Consider the following 18,576-nt stretch of genomic DNA (forward strand, 5'->3'; position numbering starts at 1 on the left):
GTAAGTTGCCGGGCGCAGAGCCTGGCAAGCGACGTTTCATGGGCCTGACTTCAGGGGATGGCCCATGAACCTCAGTAGTATTTACGTAATCGTGGCTGTCCTGTTACTTAACAGTACTGGCCTGCTAAGTTGCGTGTTTGATCAAGTTGAAAACGCGGATACACCGATAGTCTAAGGTTCACATTTTCCGTTATCACACGCCCCCTTATGTGCCCTTCAATTGTCAGCTTCCACTCACGGTAACTGGCGGGCATGCATCGAAAGCAGGGGCGATAGCCTGCCAATCGTGCGGTCTGTTCATCGATAAAAAACACACGATCCTTCACATACCCGCCTTTGCTCAATGCCCGTAGTGCAGCCGGGCAGTCCAGGCGCCCGTAGATCTTGCTTCCTTTATGCCCGCCAAACTGACCCGGCTTGGAACTGAGCGCGGGTTTGCCGTGGGAATCCAAGACTTTCCATCGCCTCATTACGCACCCTCCCCCGTCCGGTGCAGTCATCCGACAACGTGTGCAGCGTGCATGCTCTTCTCGCGCTCGATCAACTTGCGCTTACGCTCCACTCCCCAACGGTAGCCAGACAAAGATCCATCACTGCGCACCACGCGATGGCATGGAATCGCCACCGCGAGTTTATTGGCCCCGCATGCGTTAGCCACTGCACGGGTGGCACTGGGCATACCTATCCGCGCGGCGACCTGGGCGTATGTCTCGGTCGTTCCTGCAGGAATATCCCTCAGCGCCTGCCAAACCCGTTCCTGAAATACGGTGCCACGGATGTCCAACGGCAGCGCAAAACCGGTGCCCGGCGATTCGACAAAGCCGACGACGGTGGCCACCAGCGCCTCGAACTCGGCGTCGCCGCCAATCAGGTTGGCGTTGGGGAACTGGTCCTGAAAGCTCTCCACCAGCACATTGGGGTCATCGCCCAATAAAATCGCGCAAATGCCGCGCGCGCTTCTGGCCACCAGGATCGAGCCCAGCGCGCTTTCGCCCAGTGCGAATTTGATATCCACATTGGCCCCCCCTGCGCGGTACTCGGTGGGTTTCATGCCGAGGATATTTTGCGACGCCTCATAGAATCGGCTATTGGAGTTATAGCCCGCCTCATAAAGAGCGTCGGTGATAGTGCCACTGAGCGAAAGCTGGTCTCTGACGCGCGAACGCAACGAAGCGACGCTGTAGGCTTTAGGCGTGAGGCCCGTGAGTTTCTTGAAGACTCGATGGAAGTGGAAGCTGCTCATGCCCACCTGTTCGGCCAGATCACCCAGGTTGGGAACCACGCCCGATGCGTCGATAAGCCGGCAGGCTTCGGCAACAGCTGCCGCATGCTTCTGGGCGACGGCCGCTGGGTTGCTGCTGTCGCGCTTGGAGGGGCGAAAACCCGCCCTTTCGGCTTCAGCTGCGGTGTCAAAAAACACGATATTTTCCGGCCGAGGCAGCTTGGTCGGACTGAAGGGTTTGCAGTAAACCCCGGTGGTCAGCACGCCGTAGACGAAATCGAGGTTTGCATCAGCCTGGCGGCTGACGAGAATATTCCAGCGCGGATCGTCCTCGGCCCTCAGCACGGGCTGGGTGGTTTGGTCTTTAACGCATTCCATGGCAATGCCCCCATCTTCGCAATTTGCACAAGCCTATCGCTATTGAGCCGCGTTAAAACTCCGAGTCTTGCTTTCATATTCGAACGTCTGGCCGTTCCATCACTGCGCATCATGGAATATTATGCCAAGGGTAAACCGCTCCCCCGCTCTGACCTCGCTCACGCCGTGGCGCGTAAATACGGAGTAGAAGCCTCGCGCCCCCTGCACGGGCCTGCGGTTGACGGCAAAAATCACTGCATCGCCCTTGCGTAGCGGCACTACGTTGACCCTGGACTGCATTCGTGGCCGCTGTTCGGTAAGCACGAATTCGCCGCCGCTAAAGTCGTCATTGGGCTCAGACAGGAGGATAGCCATCTGCACGGGAAACAGAATGTCTCCATACAGGTCGCGGTGCAGGCAATTGTAGTCTCCTGCACCGTAGCGCAGCAGCAGTGGGGTGGGACGCTCTTGCCGGGCGTCGTGGCACTGGCTTAGAAAGTCTTCGTGGCGTTCGGGATAGGGAGGTTCGAGGCCAAGTTTAGTGTTCCAATAGTTGGCCAGTGGGACCATCTGCGGGTAAACACAGGATCTCAATGTGGCGATAATCGACGGCAGCGGGTAGGCAAAATATTTATATTGGCCTGAACCGAAGCCGTGCCTGCTCATATTGATACACGACCTGAAGATGTCCGGCTCGCAGTAGCTATCGATAAGACGCTGGCAGACGTCTGGGTCGAGCAGGTTCTCGATGACGGTAAAGCCGCTGGCGTTTACGCGATGCAGATGCTCACTCCAGTTTTCGCAAGCGAGCCTTGTTTCCAATGCCCTATCGACCATTGCCATTCCCTTGTGGATTGCATGATTGTCAACATACCGCAGGCAATCCATGGGAGCCTCCGGTTTGTTGCTATCAAATTAATCCAGTGAACCGGCATGGGTTTCTTGGAGGCTTCAACGTTTGAGAGAATCGAGCCAGCTATGTCAGTGAGCAACGCTCTCGCAACATGGACAGTCGATTAAAGTATCAGCGTGCACTCAAGCTCTCGTCCCAATGTCTCATGTTTCCAAGACGTCCTGTGACTGGTGCTCTACCCGATTGCGCCCTCTTTTCTTCGCGCCATAAAGAAAACCATCAGCCTTTTCTAGCAAATCAGTCGCTGCATTCACACCACGCTGATGGTTGGAACTTACACCTGCGCTGATGGTGACAAAGCCAACCGGACTCCCCTGATGTGCAATTTTTTCAGCCTCTATAGCTGAACGCACTTCTTCAGCAATCTTGACTGCTCCTGAAAGCTCTGTTTCTGGAAGCAGTATTACAAATTCTTCCCCACCATATCGTGCAGCGAGGTCGGCTGGACGGTTTATGTTTTTACCTATTAGCTCTGCAATTCGCCGCAGGCATTCGTCACCGAGAACGTGACCATAATGGTCGTTGTACTGCTTGAACCAATCAATATCGATAAGTATGAGCGCTACGCTATTCCCAGTGCGACATGCTCTTGACCATTCTTTTTCGAGTGTAGAGTCGAAGCACCTACGGTTAGGTAAACCGGTAAGGCTATCAGTCTTAGCAATATGTTCTAAATCGCAATGCGCAAGACGCAGTTCTTCCTCTGCCACCAACACGCGTTGAATTTGCCGGTAAAAAAGGAACCCCAGGCTAGTCAGCACAAAAATTATAAGCACCACCATAACCGATGCTTGATAGACGTACGTCCACCAGGTGGCGAATACTGAATCTAACGATAAACCGGCTGCAGTGACCAGGGGTAGGCCTTGTATACGGCTGTAGGCATAGACTCGCTCAACCCCGTCCACGACAGAGGTGAGGGTCGCTGTGCCCTCGTCGTTGTGTATCAAATACCGACTAAACAGGTCTCCCTTTGAGATATTAGTTGTCATTAACGCGTCAATCATTGGTCGGCGCGCAAGCAAATCGCCATTACTGAGTGCGAGAAGTATTACTCCTCGTTTGTCGACATCCAACCGGTTAAAGAAACTCTGGAAATATGCAACTGGCAACGTTGCCAAAACGACGCCACTGAAGCTGCCATCACTGTGCTCGGTGCGCCGGCTTACAGGGATGATCATATCGCCCGTGGTTCGGCTCAAAATTACCTCGCCTATACGGACGGCCGTGCCAGGATGATTCTTGTGGTAGATAAAATAAGATCGATCACTATTGTTCTTGGCAACCGGCTTTGAAGAAAAGGAATTCGCTACCCAGTCCCCATGTTCGTCGTATATGAACAACCCTTGAATTCCGTCGGTTGCTTGAACATTGCTGGCCATCACTTTGGATAAGCGGGCCATGTGTTCGGCGTCAAGCCTGTCGTTTTCAAACCGCTCAACAAGGTTATCGAGTATGTTTTCAGCCTGACGTATTGTGTCTTGAGCTTGCTGCTCGGAAGCGCGAACAATGTTATGCGCAGCAATCTTCGCATTTGCCAGTCGTTCGTCCGCCGATTGTTTTAACTGCCAAGCAATTGCGGTCACTAGCATGACACAGGCCAGGAAGATAAACGCTATCAAGCCCACAGAGAGGGCTTTAGGTGTTAATCGACCGGACACGAGCGTTATCGTTTTCATTGAGCTCATCTTAGCTTGGAGTGCTGAATCTTCCTGTGAATTTTCCATAACTCATGAATCTAGGTGGAGCGTACCCACAGCAATCAGATCCCGAGTCAATGGACTCGACAAGCGTCGGCCCTATCAGCGCCGCCGACCACATTAGACTTCACTCCTCGTAGCAGGCCAACCAGCCACCACTTACGCACCCAAAAAGCGCACCAGTCCCATGGCGGTCCCATGGGTCCATTTTTCGGGTACCAAAAACCACAAACCCCCGACTTTCTCTAGGAAAATCAGGGGTTTGCGTTTTAAGAATGTGGCGGTGAAGGAGAGATTCGAACTCTCGATACAATTTCTTGTATACACACTTTCCAGGCGTGCTCCTTAAGCCACTCGGACACTTCACCGTATCTCGTCAAACCAGTTCAGTCTGTCGAGGCGCGCTAATGTAGTCGAAAGCCTTTCTGATGGCAAAGGTTTTTTTCAGAATTTTCATGCGGTTAGACGGGTATGCCGGAACACGGCCTGTGCGCGGTGGTGATTGTGCCAATCTCGGGCATGGCTCGGGATGGTCTACGCTGGCTGTGGTGCCCTGCCCCAGGCGCTCTGCTGTCGGGTGTGGAGCGAAAGCCTGACTGGGCAGTCAGTCACGGCGCTTTACCCGCGCGGGCGTGGTGGGTAACGTCTGCTGCATCTTCTATAACAAGTCCTACAAGGAACCGCGTCATGAGTGAGTTGATTGCCTACCACCTCGAAGACGGTATCGCGACCCTGACCCTGAGCAACGGCAAGGTAAATGCCATTTCTCCCGCAGTGGTCAGTGCGTTCAATGCGGCGCTGGACCAGGCGGAGAAGGATCGGGCGGTGGTGGTGATCACGGGCACGCCGGGGATTCTGTCGGCGGGTTATGATTTGAAGGTGATGACGGCCGGCCCTAAAGAGGCCATCGGCCTGGTCACGTCGGGCTCGACGCTGGCGCGTCGGCTGTTGGCGCATCCGTTCCCGGTGATTGTGGCGTGCCCTGGGCATGCGGTGGCCAAGGGTGCGTTCCTGCTGCTGTCGGCGGATTACCGGATTGGTGTGGAAGGCCCGTTCAGCATTGGCCTGAATGAAGTGGCGATTGGCATGACCATGCACCACGCCGGTATCGAGCTGGCGCGGGATCGTCTGCGCAAGTCGGCGTTTCATCGGTCGGTGATCAACGCCGAGATGTTTGACCCGCAAGGCGCTCTGCAAGCGGGCTTCCTCGACAAGGTGGTAGCGCCGGAAGAGTTGCACGCGGCGGCACTGGAAGCGGCGCGGCAGTTGAAGAAGATCAATATGAACGCGCACAAACACACCAAGTTGAAAGTGCGCAAGGCACTGCTGGATGCGTTGGATGATGCAATCATCCAGGACCAAGGCCATAACCTGATTTAACGTCCCACACTTGCGGTACCGAAGCCCGACCTTGAGTCGGGCTTTTTCTTACAATCCAAACCGAAATAACCCGGGCCGCTCTAGACAAGCGTTATCGGCGCACGTCGAAACATGCGCTTAAACATCGCCTATCTCCTACCTCTGCTGGGGCAATTGCCGAATACAGTGCACATCCGTACACTGCGCCACCTTTTGTCCCGGTGAGCCGCGTCGATGCTTTTTCTGTTACGTATGTTGTTGATGGGCCTGCACTTTATAGTCGCCGGTGTACTGGGCGTGCTGTTGGGGATCTGCCGGCCGTTCAATCCGGACAACAGCCGCCTGTGTGCACGCCTTTACGCGCTGCCAGCGATGTGGATCCTGCGCCTGAACGTGAAAGCCGATGTCGACTCCCTGCGTAACAAGCCCGGCACTTGCGTGGTGATCGCCAACCACCAGTCCAACTACGATCTGTTTGTGCTCGGCACCGTGGTGCCCCACCGCACGGTATGCATCGCCAAGAAGAGCCTGAAATGGGTGCCGTTGTTCGGCCAGTTGTTCTGGCTGGCCGGCAATGTGTTGATCGACCGCGGCAATGCGCACAAGGCGCGCCGGGCCATGCTCACCGTTACCCGCACCTTGCAACACGAAGACACGTCTATCTGGGTGTTTCCAGAAGGCACGCGCAACCTGGGCAAAGGTTTGTTGCCGTTCAAAAAAGGCGCGTTCCATATGGCGATTGCGGCCGGTGTGCCGATCGTGCAGGTCTGTGTCAGTCATTACGTCACGCATATGCGACTTAATCGCTGGAACAGTGGGGATGTGCTCATACGCTCGTTGGCGCCGATTGCTACTACCGGAATGACTGCGGATGACGTTCCGGCGTTGATGCAAGCGTGTCAGGCGCAGATGGATGAGTGCATTGCACAGATGGATCGCGAGCTGCAAAGCGCTTGAACGCCTGCAGCGTGGTCTGAGGAGCGCGCAGGGCGACGCGGAGCGTCACGGGGGGCATTCCCACGCAGAGCGTGGGAACGATCACTCTACGGAACGCCATTCAGGCTAAGCTGCCCAACATTTGTCCTCTTGATAAGAAGTGATCAGCACCATGGGTAGAGTCGTTGCGGCCGCCGTCTACAGCGCCGGAAAGAAAGTCACTGATATCACCCTCGACGAAGGCGCGGCCTGGGCCGCCAAACCCGGCCACTTTGTGTGGATCGGCCTGGAAGAGCCCAGTGCCCAGGAGCTGAACAACCTGCAACGCCAGTTCAACCTGCACGAACTGGCGATCGAAGACGCCATGGAAAAGCACAGCCGCCCGAAGCTGGAAACCTTCGGCGACGCGCTGTTTATCGTCACCTATTCACCGGTGCGCGAGAACGGCAAGCTGGAGTTTATCGAAACCCATATCTTCGCCGGCAATGGCTACATCATCACCGCCCGTAATGGACACTCAGCTTCCTACGGTTTTGTACGCCAGCGCTGTGAGGCGCGTCCGCTGTTGCTGGAGCATGGCGAAGATTTCGTACTCTATGCCTTGCTGGATTTCGTCACCGAAAACTACCAGCCAGTCAGCGAGGCGATCCACGCCGAGATCGATGAACTGGAGCGCAACGTGCTGTGCAGCTCCCTGAGCGAGCGCGACATCCAGAACCTTCACGGCCTGCGCCGCGACGTGTTGCGGCTCAAGCGCTATGTGGCGCCGATGGTGGAGATCAGCCAGGAACTGCAGAAGTTGAGCTTCCCGTTTATCGACAAGAACATGCGCCCGTATTTCCGTGACGTGCAGATCCACGTCACGCGGCAGATGGAAGACCTGACGACCCTGCGCGATATCGCCAGCCAGACCATCGAGATCGGCGTATTGCTGGAGGCCTCGCGCCAGAGCGTGGTGCAGCGCAAGTTCGCCGCTTGGGCGGCGATCCTCGCGTTCCCCACGGCGGTCGCGGGGATTTATGGGATGAATTTCCAGAACATGCCCGAGCTGCAATGGCACTACGGCTATTTTGCAGTGCTCGGGTTGATTGCGGTGGGCTGCACCAGCCTGTGGGCGAGCTTCAAACGGTCGGGTTGGCTTTAGCATTGTGCGCTACAAAGCGCATCATCCATTCCGCCACGGTCGCGCCGTGGTGGTCCCGCTCCAGGCTGGCCACGCCGTTGGTGTAGACCTTTTCGCCCAGGGTTGTCTGAAGAATCTCGAGCAGTTCGCGGGAATAGTCGTGAACAAATTCCGGATGGCCCTGGAAGCACAACACCTGGTCACCGATGTGATACGCCGCGATGGGGCAAAACTCGCTCGAGGCAATGACCGTGGCATTTTCCGGCAGGGTCGTGACCTGGTCCTGGTGGCTGATCAATAGCGTCAGTTCCGGCACTTGCGGGCTCATCCAGGGTGCCTTGGCATCGATGGTGTAGTCGTGAATGCCCATGCCCCAGCCTTGGCTGGCGCGTTCGGTCTTGCCGCCGAGCAGCAACGCCAGCAACTGGTGGCCGAAGCAGATACCCAATAACTTGTCGCCGCGCTCGTAGCGCTGGAGCACGTAGGTCTTGAGGGTCTGGATCCACGGGTCGGTGCCGAACGAGTCGGCTTTGCTGCCGGTGATCAGGTACGCGTCAAAGGCTTCGTCATCCGGCGGGTATTCACCCTGCACCACGTTGTAAACCACAAACTCTGCGGCAATCGGCTGCTTGGCAAACAGGCGCTTGAACATCTGCCCGTAACCTTGGTACTGATCGATCAGGCCTGGACGCAGGATATCGGTTTCCAGGATGCAGACGCGTAGCGACATAAAAAATACCTGACACGGCGATGGGAATATTGAACACCCCAGAGCGTGCCTTGAAACACCTGTTCAAAGCAAGCCCTCCACCGCCTGATCAGCGGAACGTTTCGCCCTGTGCGGCTTTCTCCAGCAGCAGCGCCGGCGGCGCAAACCGCTCGCCATACGCGTCGGCCAGGTAGCGCGCCCGGGCGATGAAGTCGTTCAGGCCGTACTGGTTGATAAACTGCAACGCACCGCCACTCCAGGCGGCAAAGCCAATGCCGAAGACCGAGCCGATATTGGCGTCGGCCGTGGACATCAACACGCCCTCCTCCACGCAACGCACGGTTTCGATGGCTTGGATAAACAGCAAGCGGTCGCGCACGTCCTGGGGCGAAATCTGTTTACCGGGCTGTTCGAACCGCGCCTTGAGTTCTGGCCACAGGTGCTTCCGGGCGCCTGCTGGATAGTCATAAAAACCGCCACCGGCGGCCTTGCCCGTGCGTTTGTATTCGTTGACCAGCAGGTCGATCACCGCCGTCGCAGGGTGGGCCTTCGGCACCTCGCCTTGGGCTTGCAGGTCATTGGCGGTTTGCTGTCGGATATGGCTCATGAGGCTCAGGGATACTTCATCCGACACCGCCAGTGGCCCGACCGGCATACCGGCCTTGCGCGCTTCGGTCTCGATCATCGGCGCGGCCACACCTTCCCCGAGCATGGCGATGCCTTCGTTGGTGAACGTGCCGAACACCCGCGAGGTGAAGAACCCGCGGCTGTCGTTGACCACAATCGGGGTTTTCTTGATTTGCAGTACGAAGTCAAAACCTCGAGCCAGGGTTTCGTCGCTGGTGTGAGCGCCCTTGATGATCTCCACCAGGGGCATCTTGTCCACCGGGCTGAAGAAATGCAGGCCGATGAATTTGCCCGGGTCCGGCACCGCAGTCGCCAAACCGCTGATGGGCAAGGTCGAGGTATTGGAAGCGATCACGGCGTCCGCCCCGACTACGCGTTGCGCGGCGGACGCTACCCTGGCCTTGAGTTCGCGGTCTTCGAACACCGCTTCGATCACCAGGTCACAGCCGGCCAGGTCGGCGTCATCCTGTGTAGGGCGAATCCGTGCCAAGGTGGCTTCGCGCTGCTCGGCGGTCAATTGCCCACGGTTGACGTTCTTTTCGAGCAACGCGGCTGAATGGGCCTTGCCCTTTTCGGCCGCCGCCAGGGTGACGTCTTTGAGCACCACGTCGATCCCTGCACAGGCGCTGGCATACGCAATGCCCGCCCCCATCATGCCGGCGCCGAGCACACCGAGCTTGCGCGTCACAAAAGGTGCAAAACCCTGTGGTCGCGAACGGCCGGCGTTGATTTCATTGAGCTGAAACCAGAATGTGCCGATCATGTTTTTCGCCACCTGCCCGGTCACCAGCTCGGTGAAATAGCGGGTTTCGATCAAGTGCGCAGTGTCGAAATCCACTTGGGCGCCTTCCACGGCAGCGCAGAGGATTTTCTCCGGCGCCGGGAAACAGCCCTGGGTCTTGCTGCGCAGAATCGACGGTGAGATGGCGAGCATCTGCGCGACTTTCGGGTTCGACGGCGTGCCCCCAGGAATCTGATAGCCCTTGTTGTCCCACGGCTGCCGGGCCTCGGGATGGGCGAGAATCCAGGCGCGGGATTTGGCCAGCAGCTCATCGCGGTCTGCCGCCACGTCGTCGATCAAGCCCGCCTGCAATGCCTGCGCCGGCCGCACTTTCTTGCCTTCCAGCAGATACGGCAGGGCTTTTTCCAGACCCAACAGGCGCACCATGCGCACCACCCCGCCGCCGCCCGGCAACAGGCCCAGGGTGACTTCCGGCAAGCCGAGCTGCACCGACTTGTCGTCCAGCGCGACCCGGTGATGGCAGGCCAGGCAAATCTCCCAGCCACCGCCAAGGGCCGCACCGTTGATCGCGGCCACCACCGGTTTGCCGAGGGTTTCCAGGCTGCGCAGTTGCGCCTTGAGCACGCCGACGTCGTCATAGAATTGCTTGGCGTGGGCGGTGTCGACCTGGATCAGCTCATTGAGGTCACCGCCGGCAAAAAACGTGTTCTTGGCCGAGGTAATGATCACCCCGGCCAGGTCGGCTTTTTCTGCCTCCAGGCGCGCAATGGTGGCCGCCATGGCCGCACGGTACGCGGCGTTCATGGTGTTGGCGCTTTGGCCGGGCATGTCGAGGGTCAGCACCACGATCTGGTCCTGGCCTTTTTCGTAACGAATGGCGTCGGTCATGACAGTTTCCCTAAGGCTCAGAGGCGTTCGATGATAGTGGCGATGCCCATGCCACCGCCGACACACAGGGTGGCCAGGCCGTAGCGCTGCTGACGCACTTCCAGCTCATCGAGCAAGGTGCCGAGGATCGCGCAGCCGGTGGCGCCCAGCGGGTGGCCCAGAGCGATGGAGCCGCCATTGACATTGACCCGGGCGGCGTCGATGCCCATGTCCTTGATGAATTTGAGCACGACCGAAGCGAACGCCTCATTGACCTCGAACAGGTCGATGTCCTCGACGCGCAGGCCGGCCTTGGCCAACGCCTTGCGCGTGGCCGGTGCAGGACCGGTGAGCATGATGGTGGGATCGGTGCTGGTCAACGCCGTGGCGACAATCCGCGCGCGCGGCTGCAAGCCGAGCTCGCGCCCTTTGGCCTCGGAGCCAATCAACATCAAGGCAGCGCCGTCGACAATCCCGGAGCTGTTGCCCGGTGTGTGCACATGCTGGATGCGTTCCACTTGGCTGTAGACCCGCAACGCGGTGGCGTCGAAGCCCATCTGGCCGATCATTTCGAAACTCGGCTTGAGCTTGCCGAGGCCTTCGAGGGTGGAGTCGCCACGGATAAATTCGTCATGGTCGAGCAGCACAATGCCGTTCTGGTCCTGCACCGCGATCAGCGACTTGTTGAAGGATCCGTCTGCTCGTGCCCTGGCGGCTTTCTGCTGGGACTGTAGGGCAAAGGTGTCCACGTCCTGGCGGGTGAAGCCTTCCAGGGTAGCGATCAGGTCGGCCCCAATGCCCTGCGGCGTGAAGTGGCTATGCAGGTTGGTTTGCGGGTCGAGAACCCAGGCGCCACCGTCGCTGCCCATTGGCACGCGGGACATGGACTCGACGCCGCCAACCACCACCAGGTCCTCAAAGCCGGAACGCACTTTCATCGCCCCGAGGTTGACGGCCTCCAGGCCCGAGGCGCAGAAGCGGTTAACCTGCACGCCGGCAACGCTGATGTCCCAGTCCGCTACCAGTGCGGCGGTCTTGGCGATATCGGCGCCCTGGTCGCCCACTGGGGTGACGCACCCGAGCACGATGTCATCCACCTGACGGGTGTCGAGGTCGCTGCGTTGCGCCAGCGCCCTGAGCAAACCGGCGACCAGATTGACCGGCTTAACGCTGTACAGGGCGCCGTCGGCCTTGCCTTTGCCTCGGGGCGTGCGTATCGCATCAAAGATCAAAGCTTGGGTCATGATGGCCTCGAACCACAGTGGTGTAGGCCCCTACCTTAAGCCCGATTGACACGGTTTCAATGACGGATGCGCTCATTGCCTTTGACCCCCTCGCTCGGACGAACGGTAGGCAGCTACGGGAAACCCTGGGTTAATCGTTTTAGCTGTCTAGCTTCGGGGTTGGCGCCAAGATGGCACTACGCCTCATGCCGTTTTAAGCGGATAAAGTGCTTAGCTGATATGAAATGGATCTATGCGCCGAAGAACGACGGCTCTAAGGTTGAATCTGTAAGAAGCTGCTGCCGGGTTTTGCTGGAGCGGTTGTAAGAAAAGTTTCACGCCAGGTCGCGATACTGGATCAACCGGTACGCATTTGACGTTCAGGAATAACAACAAAAGGCAGTCAGCCATGTTCAAACATTCGAAAGTACGTCAGGCGGGACTTATTCTGTTCGCCACCACACTGATTCTGATCTTGCCCAATTTAACCAAGGTTATCGGGTGACGACTCGACCTAATTATTCCGTGCGCACACAGCATCGGGATTACAGCGTTTGGCAGCACCTGCCGGGGCATTGCGTATAGCCGTCCTGTTGCAGGGGCTGTCTTTTTGCGCGCGGATTTGCGCTATCGTAGTTCTCCCGTCCCCTCGAAACGGCCTGCCCTTTGAAATCGATCCTCGCCTTGCTCGCGCTGTTGCTGACCCTGCCCGCTTCGGCGGCGCAACTGACCATCGAACTGGACCACGCCAGCAAGACTTGGCAGACGGCGGAGCTACTCAAGCACCCGGATGCGCGGACGGTGCAGATCGTCGATGACGTTTCCTACAAACGCACCATGACCTACCGCGCAGTGCCCTTGGCGAGTCTCCTACCGGGCCTGAAACCTGCGAGCCATGTGCAAGCGGTGGCCCTCGACGGTTTTGCCGCCGAACTCGCCGTCGCGCCACTGTTGGAAAACACCGGCGCTCGCGCCTGGCTGGCGGTGGAAGACCCGGCCCATCCATGGCCTGCGCTGGGAGACGGCAAACCGAGCGCGGGGCCGTTCTACCTGGTGTGGACCCACCCGCAGGCCGGGCATATCAGTCCGGAACAGTGGCCGTTTCAGATATCCAGCATCAAGCAGCTGCAGACCGTTGCCGAGCGCTTTCCGGCGCTGCTGCCTGATCCGAAACTGGCCGCAAATAGCCCGATCAACCAAGGCTTCGCGGTGTTCCAGAAAAATTGCCTGGCCTGCCACCGCCTAAACGGGGCGGGCGATGCGCAGATGGGGCCAGACTTGAATATCCCGTACAGCCCTACCGAGTATTTCGGTGGTGATTTTCTCAAGCGTTACATTCGTGACCCGCAGAGCCTGCGACGTTGGCCGCAGGCGAAGATGCCGGCGTTCTCGGCCAGTGTTTTGCCGGACCATGAGTTGGATTTGCTGGTGGGGTATTTGCAGCATATGGCGGGGCGCAAACAGCAGCCCTGAGGCTCGCGCAGATCAGAAGTGGGAGGGGGCTTGCTCCCGATAGCAGTGTGTCAGTCAGCTTATCGGTAACTGACACACCGCCATCGGGAGCAAGCCCCCTCCCACATTTTGGATTGAGTACAGTTAGTCGGCCCGGCGCACGGCCATGCCGCATTGCAAAACCTCCTGAAACAACACAGCCTGCCTCCCACACTGGGTGTGAGTTGTAGTTAAGATTATTGCTGCTGTACGGAAACCACCGGGGTCGGCGCGACAAACACCTTGGCATGCATCTGCTCATGCCCTCCCCCACGGCGCATGCCCCGCACCGGGCAGGCGTCCAGGTAGTCCAGGCCCACGGCGAGTTTCAGGTGCCGCTCCGGCCGGGCCAATTGGTTGGTCACGTCAAAACTGTACCAGGCGTTATCCAGCCAGGCTTCGGCCCAGGCGTGGCTGGCCAGGTGCGTGCTGTCTTCGGTGTACAGATACCCTGAGACGTATCGCGCCGGAATCCCCAGGCTGCGCGCACAGGCCAGGAACGCGTGGGTATGGTCCTGGCACACGCCCGCGCGGCCGGCGAAGGCCTCGGCAGCGCAGGTGTCGACGTCCGTGGCGCCCGGCGTGTAGGCCATCGATTGGTTCAGCGCCTGCATCAGGTCGATCAGTGCCGTGCGGTCGCGACGCTGGTGGCAGTGTTGCTGGGCAAAACCGCGCAGGGCTTCGTCGGGCTCGGTCAGGCGCGTGCCGCGCAGGAACGGAAAGGCCGACTGGCTCTCGTGTTCAGCCTCACTCAATTCATCGATATCCACCTGGCCACGGGCGCCGATGATGATGGCGTCGTGAGGTTCGTCCAGGGTCAGCACATGCAGGATGTTGCCGAATGGGTCCACTTGCGCCCGCACGGGGCGCGGTAGGTCAAGCTGCCAGCTCAACACACGCTGACGCTCGCTGTCGTGGGGCGTCAGGCGCAGATATTGGATGCTGGCCCGCACTTGGTCTTCGTAGTGGTAGGTGGTTTCGTGGCTGATGGAGAGTCTCATGCCGCCTCCAGGTAGGAGCTGTAGATGGCGTCGCCCAACTGGCGGACCAAGGGGATAAAGTCGGTCAGCCAGGCGTGCAGGCCTTCCTCGAGGATTTCATCGATGGCGGTAAAGCGCAGGCGCGCGTCCATCTCGGCAGCCAAGCGCTGGGCCGGGCGACCGTTGAGGCCCGGCAGGCTGGCGAGGATCTGGTCGATCTCTTCGCTGCAAGCCCGTAGCGAGCGCGGAACATCAGCGCGCAGGAGCAACAGTTCGGCGACTTGTCGGGCGCCCGGCGCATCCCGATAGATCTCTGTATAGGCCTCGAACGACGACAATGCCCGCAGCAACGCACTCCATTGATAGTAGGCGTGGGCCGTGCCATCGCTGACCGTTGCAGCCTGATCGCCGGCCATTTCATAACGCGCGTCCAGCAGGCGCAGGGTGTTGTCGGCGCGCTCGATGAAGGTGCCCAGGCGGATAAAGCGAAACGCATCGTTACGCATGATGGTGCCGTAGGTGGCGCCGCGGAACAGGTGCGAGCGCTCCTTGACCCATTCGCAAAACCGGCTCATGCCGTAGCGGCTCAAGCCTTGTTGGGCGATATCGCGAATATCCAGCCAGGTAGCGTTGATGTTTTCCCACATGTCGGCGGTAATTCGCCCACGTACTGCATGGGCGCTGGCCCGTGCGGCGCCAAGGCAGCTGTAGATGCTGGCCGGGTTGGCAGCGTCCAGGGCGAAAAAGTGCAGCAGGCGTTCGGCATGCAGTTCACCGTGGCGCTCGTGGTAGTCCTCCAGGGTGCCGGTGATCAACAGCGGCATGGCCAATTCGTGCAGGCCGTCGCCGCGCCCGTCCTGAGGCATCAGCGACAGCGAATAACTGACATCGAGCATGCGCGCGAGGTTTTCCGCGCGCTCCAGGTAGCGCGACATCCAATACAAATCCGAGGCAGTTCTACTCAACATCTGTCAATCCTCGACCACCCAGGTGTCTTTGGTGCCGCCGCCCTGGGACGAGTTGACCACCAGCGAACCTTCGCGCAGCGCCACCCGGGTCAGGCCACCGGGCACCACGCGGGTTTCCTTGCCGGACAGCACGAACGGGCGCAGGTCGATATGCCGTGGGGCGATGCCGTTTTCGACGAACGTCGGGCAGGTGGACAAACACAGGGTTGGCTGGGCGATGTAGGCGTGGGGCTTGGCCTTGATGCGTGCGCGGAAGGCTTCGATTTCCGCCGCCGTGGACGCCGGGCCCACTAGCATGCCGTAGCCGCCGGAGCCTTGGGTTTCCTTGACCACCAACTCCGGCAGGTTGGCCAGTACGTGGGACAATTCGTCGGGCTTACGGCATTGAAACGTCGGAACGTTCTGCAGGATCGGTTCTTCATCCAGGTAAAAACGGATCATCTCGGTAACGAATGGGTACACAGACTTGTCATCCGCCACCCCGGTGCCGATGGCATTGGCCAGCACGACGTTGCCCGAGCGGTAGGCGGCAAGCAGGCCCGGTACGCCGAGCATCGACGCCGGATTGAAAGCCAGCGGGTCGAGAAACGCGTCGTCGAGACGGCGATAAATCACGTCCACCGCTTTGGGGCCGTCGGTGGTGCGCATGAACACGCGGTCATCACGCACAAACAAATCGGCGCCTTCCACCAACTCCACGCCCATTTCCCGGGCGAGGAAGGCATGTTCAAAGAACGCACTATTGAAACGCCCAGGGGTCAGCACTACCACGCTGGGGTTATCCAGGGGGCTGGAACTCTTCAAGGTGTCGAGCAACAGGTTGGGGTAATGGTCAATCGGCGCGATACGCTGGGCCGCGAACAGCTCGGGAAACAGGCGCATCATCATCTTGCGGTCTTCAAGCATGTAGCTGACGCCGCTCGGCGTGCGCAAGTTGTCCTCCAGCACGTAGTAAGTGCCGTCGCCATCGCGTACGAGGTCTACCCCGGAAACGTGGGAATACAGGTCACGGTGCAGGTCCAGGCCCTGCATTGCCAACTGGTATTGCTCGTTGGCCAGTACCTGTTCGGCGGGGATGATCCCGGCCTTGATGATGCGTTGTTCGTGGTAAAGGTCGGCGAGGAACATGTTCAACGCCTTGACCCGCTGGATGCAGCCGCGCTCGACCATGTGCCACTCGCTCGCCGGGATGCTGCGGGGGATGGTGTCGAAGGGGATCAAGCGCTCAGTCCCTTGCTCGTCGCCATACAGCGTGAAGGTGATCCCGGCACGGTGGAACAGCAAATCGGCCTCGCGTCGACGCTGGGCCAGCAGTTCGGCAGGGGTGTCAGCCAGCCAACGGGCGAACTCGCGGTAATGGGGACGAACCTGCCCTGCCCCATCGTACATTTCATCGTAATAAGTGCGGATCATGCCGTACTCCTTGTCACCCGGACGACAGACCCTTCGCAAGGCCCGTGCCAGCGGCATAAACACTTTCAAATCAAAGGATTGGATAAACCCCAAATTCCCCTCGCACCGTCCTGGTGCGCGAAATGACAGCAGCCCTGCCACACGCCTCATCGCAATGCGGCGTTGGACTATCAACAGCATAGTCAGCGTTGATTTCATTGCCCGCGCACTTCTGCGGATAATTGCGCTCATCAGCTGAACAGGACATGTCCTACAGCTAAACCCTTTGCACAACCAGTAACGTGCCGGCTCGTGTGATCGGCTCCTCGATCTTCCCCTTCAGCCACCCTTTCGGGTGGTTTTTTTTTGCGTGCAGGAAAGTGCAAATTCCGGACATTTTTACCGAGCCCAAACAAAATCGGCCGACCCAAAAGGTCAGCCGATACGCTGTGTTGCTCATAAATGCTACATGGGTAACCCACGCACCTCCTGCTTGACGCCCCAGCCTTCGATAATTCCGCCCAACGGCTCTACCACCGCCTCAAAGTCCTGCTCGAAGTCTCCTATGCCGTCGTACGTTGCAGACATGATTTTGCTCAGCTCCAGGTACCAGGCTCCATCGTCGCGGGCGCTGACCTGGGCGTTCAGGGATTCTCCGCGAAATCGACCCGCAGCCCTGCGCGCCCGTTCTTCATCCGGGAAAATCGCGTAGAACTCGATGGGGTGAAAACGTGAAAAGTCAAAGCCGCCTTCTTTCATGCGGCGCAGAACGTTGGTGCTGATGTCTTCTTGATAGGCTGTGCTCATGAAACGTCCTCCTCAGACTGATGGATAGACTTTCCGTGCTTCCTGAAACCCGCGCGCTGCTGGCGCGGGCACCACGGCAATAACGACACCGCAGGAAAACAAGCATGTAGCTGACAAGACCAGACCTTAGCGATTCATTCGCTGATCTCGATTGCAGAGTAACGCGAAGCTATCACCTCTACCAGAGGTGCATGGATCGCTTACAGGGAATATTCAGGCGCAGGGTTCGACCTTGAGGTCTTTGATACCATTTTGATCGTGCAAGCTCTTGACCGTGGGATCAGGGACACGATCGGCAAGATCGTTGAGGTCCAACTTTTCCAATACCGGCGACACACGCACGCGCACCAGCTGTGCAGCTTCTTCCAGCGTCGGCTCATGATCGCAGTCAAACTGCTCGACTACCGGTTCGCCACGGTCATTGATGAAAGAAATGTTCCACTTCGGCATCGGTGCCTCCTCGATAAAACCCATGTGTGGGCTCACATCTATCTGGACCTTGAGGCTTCACCAAACGTTCCACTCAAGGCAGGAGGCACCGGATCAGGCGCGTTTACTTCTCGGCGTGTTCCTTCAGCGCTTTGAGCGTGTTGAACGGTGCTTCTACCACGAACTTGTTGGCCAACCACGACGGCACGCTGCCGCCGGGCTCGGTGTGCACCTGGTAGGTCACTTCGGTCTCGTTGGCGCCTTTGGGCACCAGCTTCCAGAAACCTTCCACCTGGGCGACCCGGACATAGCCTTTTGCTTCCGGCTTGTACGTCGGTACCCCTTGCAACGTGCGGGTAACGGTACCGTCAGCGGCCTTGGTGGTGGTGACGTGGATATACGAGTCGCGATCCGTCACAGGGAACGGTGCCTTGAACTGGGTGTAGGTCCAGGCCTCATCGCCTTTCTTGTCGACCAGTTTCTGGGATTTGCACTCATGGATCCACGCGCAGGCGCCGGCGACATCTTCCTGCAGGGCCTGGATCTTCGCCACGGGCGCCTTGATCAGAGCCACACCGCGATAGGCCTTGTACTTGGAGCCGGCCACTTCGCTCAGGGACACCTTGATGCCGTCCTCGTTCTTGGCTTCTTGCCAATCCTCAGCCTGGGCAGCGCCAGCGAACATCATCGTAAAACCGCATACCACAGCCATTCGTTTCAGCGAACCCATC

The 18,576-nt window shown here is 58.7% G+C and carries 17 protein-coding genes and 1 tRNA gene; 4 read left to right on the forward strand and 14 right to left on the reverse strand.

Going from position 1 to position 18,576, the window contains the following annotated elements:
- Window positions 1–107: 107 nt before the first annotated feature.
- From C4J86_RS27255 to C4J86_RS19350, 5 genes are all read right to left on the reverse strand, one after another.
- On the reverse strand, window positions 108–500 hold the full coding sequence (locus C4J86_RS27255; protein ID WP_305955287.1) for an Ada metal-binding domain-containing protein: 393 nt from the start codon (window positions 498–500) through the stop codon (window positions 108–110).
- Window positions 497–1,600 (reverse strand): bifunctional DNA-binding transcriptional regulator/O6-methylguanine-DNA methyltransferase Ada, encoded by a 1,104-nt coding sequence (gene ada / locus C4J86_RS19335; RefSeq protein WP_124371543.1) that lies wholly within the window; start codon window positions 1,598–1,600, stop codon window positions 497–499. Before ada ends, C4J86_RS27255 begins: the two co-directional genes overlap by 4 nt.
- A gap of 99 nt (window positions 1,601–1,699) precedes the next feature.
- Complete coding sequence (locus C4J86_RS19340; RefSeq protein WP_124372460.1) at window positions 1,700–2,416, reverse strand: 2OG-Fe(II) oxygenase; 717 nt, start codon at window positions 2,414–2,416, stop codon at window positions 1,700–1,702.
- A 219-nt stretch (window positions 2,417–2,635) separates the two neighbouring features.
- A complete protein-coding gene (locus C4J86_RS19345) occupies window positions 2,636–4,219 on the reverse strand; it encodes a GGDEF domain-containing protein (RefSeq protein WP_164487784.1) in 1,584 nt (527 codons plus the stop codon).
- 251 nt (window positions 4,220–4,470) lie between these two features.
- Window positions 4,471–4,560 (reverse strand) — tRNA-Ser (locus C4J86_RS19350).
- Window positions 4,561–4,879: 319 nt separating this feature from the next.
- On the opposite strand from C4J86_RS19350, the gene C4J86_RS19355 reads away from it, so the two are divergent.
- The 3 genes from C4J86_RS19355 to C4J86_RS19365 all read left to right on the forward strand — a co-directional run bounded on the left by C4J86_RS19355 (window position 4,880) and on the right by C4J86_RS19365 (window position 7,631).
- A complete protein-coding gene (locus tag C4J86_RS19355) occupies window positions 4,880–5,572 on the forward strand; it encodes a crotonase/enoyl-CoA hydratase family protein (protein ID WP_124371544.1) in 693 nt (230 codons plus the stop codon).
- 213 nt (window positions 5,573–5,785) lie between these two features.
- Window positions 5,786–6,508, forward strand: a complete 723-nt coding sequence (locus C4J86_RS19360) for a 1-acyl-sn-glycerol-3-phosphate acyltransferase (RefSeq protein ID WP_124371545.1) — start codon at window positions 5,786–5,788, stop codon at window positions 6,506–6,508.
- 151 nt (window positions 6,509–6,659) lie between these two features.
- A complete protein-coding gene (locus C4J86_RS19365; protein ID WP_124363969.1) occupies window positions 6,660–7,631 on the forward strand; it encodes a magnesium and cobalt transport protein CorA in 972 nt (323 codons plus the stop codon).
- Here the strand turns inward: C4J86_RS19365 and C4J86_RS19370 are convergent.
- From C4J86_RS19370 to C4J86_RS19380, 3 genes are all read right to left on the reverse strand, one after another.
- Window positions 7,609–8,340 (reverse strand): amidotransferase, encoded by a 732-nt coding sequence (locus tag C4J86_RS19370; RefSeq protein WP_124371546.1) that lies wholly within the window; start codon window positions 8,338–8,340, stop codon window positions 7,609–7,611. The two genes, C4J86_RS19365 and C4J86_RS19370, sit on opposite strands and share 23 nt — an antisense overlap.
- 88 nt (window positions 8,341–8,428) lie before the next feature.
- Window positions 8,429–10,576 carry a 3-hydroxyacyl-CoA dehydrogenase NAD-binding domain-containing protein gene (locus tag C4J86_RS19375; RefSeq protein ID WP_124371547.1) on the reverse strand — a complete coding sequence of 716 codons (2,148 nt, stop codon included), beginning with the start codon at window positions 10,574–10,576 and terminating at the stop codon, window positions 8,429–8,431.
- A 17-nt stretch (window positions 10,577–10,593) separates the two neighbouring features.
- Window positions 10,594–11,799, reverse strand: a complete 1,206-nt coding sequence (locus tag C4J86_RS19380; protein WP_124371548.1) for an acetyl-CoA C-acetyltransferase — start codon at window positions 11,797–11,799, stop codon at window positions 10,594–10,596.
- 645 nt (window positions 11,800–12,444) lie between these two features.
- Here C4J86_RS19380 and C4J86_RS19385 point away from each other — a divergent pair.
- Window positions 12,445–13,251, forward strand: coding sequence for a cytochrome c (locus C4J86_RS19385; protein ID WP_124371549.1), 807 nt, complete (start codon window positions 12,445–12,447; stop codon window positions 13,249–13,251).
- Window positions 13,252–13,466: 215 nt separating this feature from the next.
- Here C4J86_RS19385 and C4J86_RS19390 read toward each other — a convergent pair whose 3' ends face one another.
- The 6 genes from C4J86_RS19390 to C4J86_RS19415 all read right to left on the reverse strand — a co-directional run bounded on the left by C4J86_RS19390 (window position 13,467) and on the right by C4J86_RS19415 (window position 18,575).
- Window positions 13,467–14,270 (reverse strand): transglutaminase family protein, encoded by an 804-nt coding sequence (locus C4J86_RS19390; RefSeq protein WP_124363974.1) that lies wholly within the window; start codon window positions 14,268–14,270, stop codon window positions 13,467–13,469.
- Window positions 14,267–15,217, reverse strand: a complete 951-nt coding sequence (locus C4J86_RS19395; RefSeq protein WP_124363975.1) for an alpha-E domain-containing protein — start codon at window positions 15,215–15,217, stop codon at window positions 14,267–14,269. Before C4J86_RS19395 ends, C4J86_RS19390 begins: the two co-directional genes overlap by 4 nt.
- Window positions 15,218–15,220: 3 nt before the next feature.
- Entirely contained in the window at window positions 15,221–16,630 is a 1,410-nt protein-coding gene (locus tag C4J86_RS19400) for a circularly permuted type 2 ATP-grasp protein (protein WP_124367993.1), read from the reverse strand.
- A 444-nt stretch (window positions 16,631–17,074) separates the two neighbouring features.
- Window positions 17,075–17,416, reverse strand: coding sequence for a ribonuclease E inhibitor RraB (locus C4J86_RS19405; protein ID WP_057721151.1), 342 nt, complete (start codon window positions 17,414–17,416; stop codon window positions 17,075–17,077).
- Between the two features lie 213 nt (window positions 17,417–17,629).
- Window positions 17,630–17,890, reverse strand: a complete 261-nt coding sequence (locus tag C4J86_RS19410) for a hypothetical protein (RefSeq protein ID WP_124363977.1) — start codon at window positions 17,888–17,890, stop codon at window positions 17,630–17,632.
- 79 nt (window positions 17,891–17,969) lie between these two features.
- On the reverse strand, window positions 17,970–18,575 hold the full coding sequence (locus C4J86_RS19415) for an START domain-containing protein (protein ID WP_124371550.1): 606 nt from the start codon (window positions 18,573–18,575) through the stop codon (window positions 17,970–17,972).
- Window position 18,576: the final 1 nt, after the last annotated feature.

This window comes from Pseudomonas sp. R2-7-07, assembly GCF_003852355.1.
Classification (GTDB): Bacteria; Pseudomonadota; Gammaproteobacteria; order Pseudomonadales; family Pseudomonadaceae; genus Aquipseudomonas.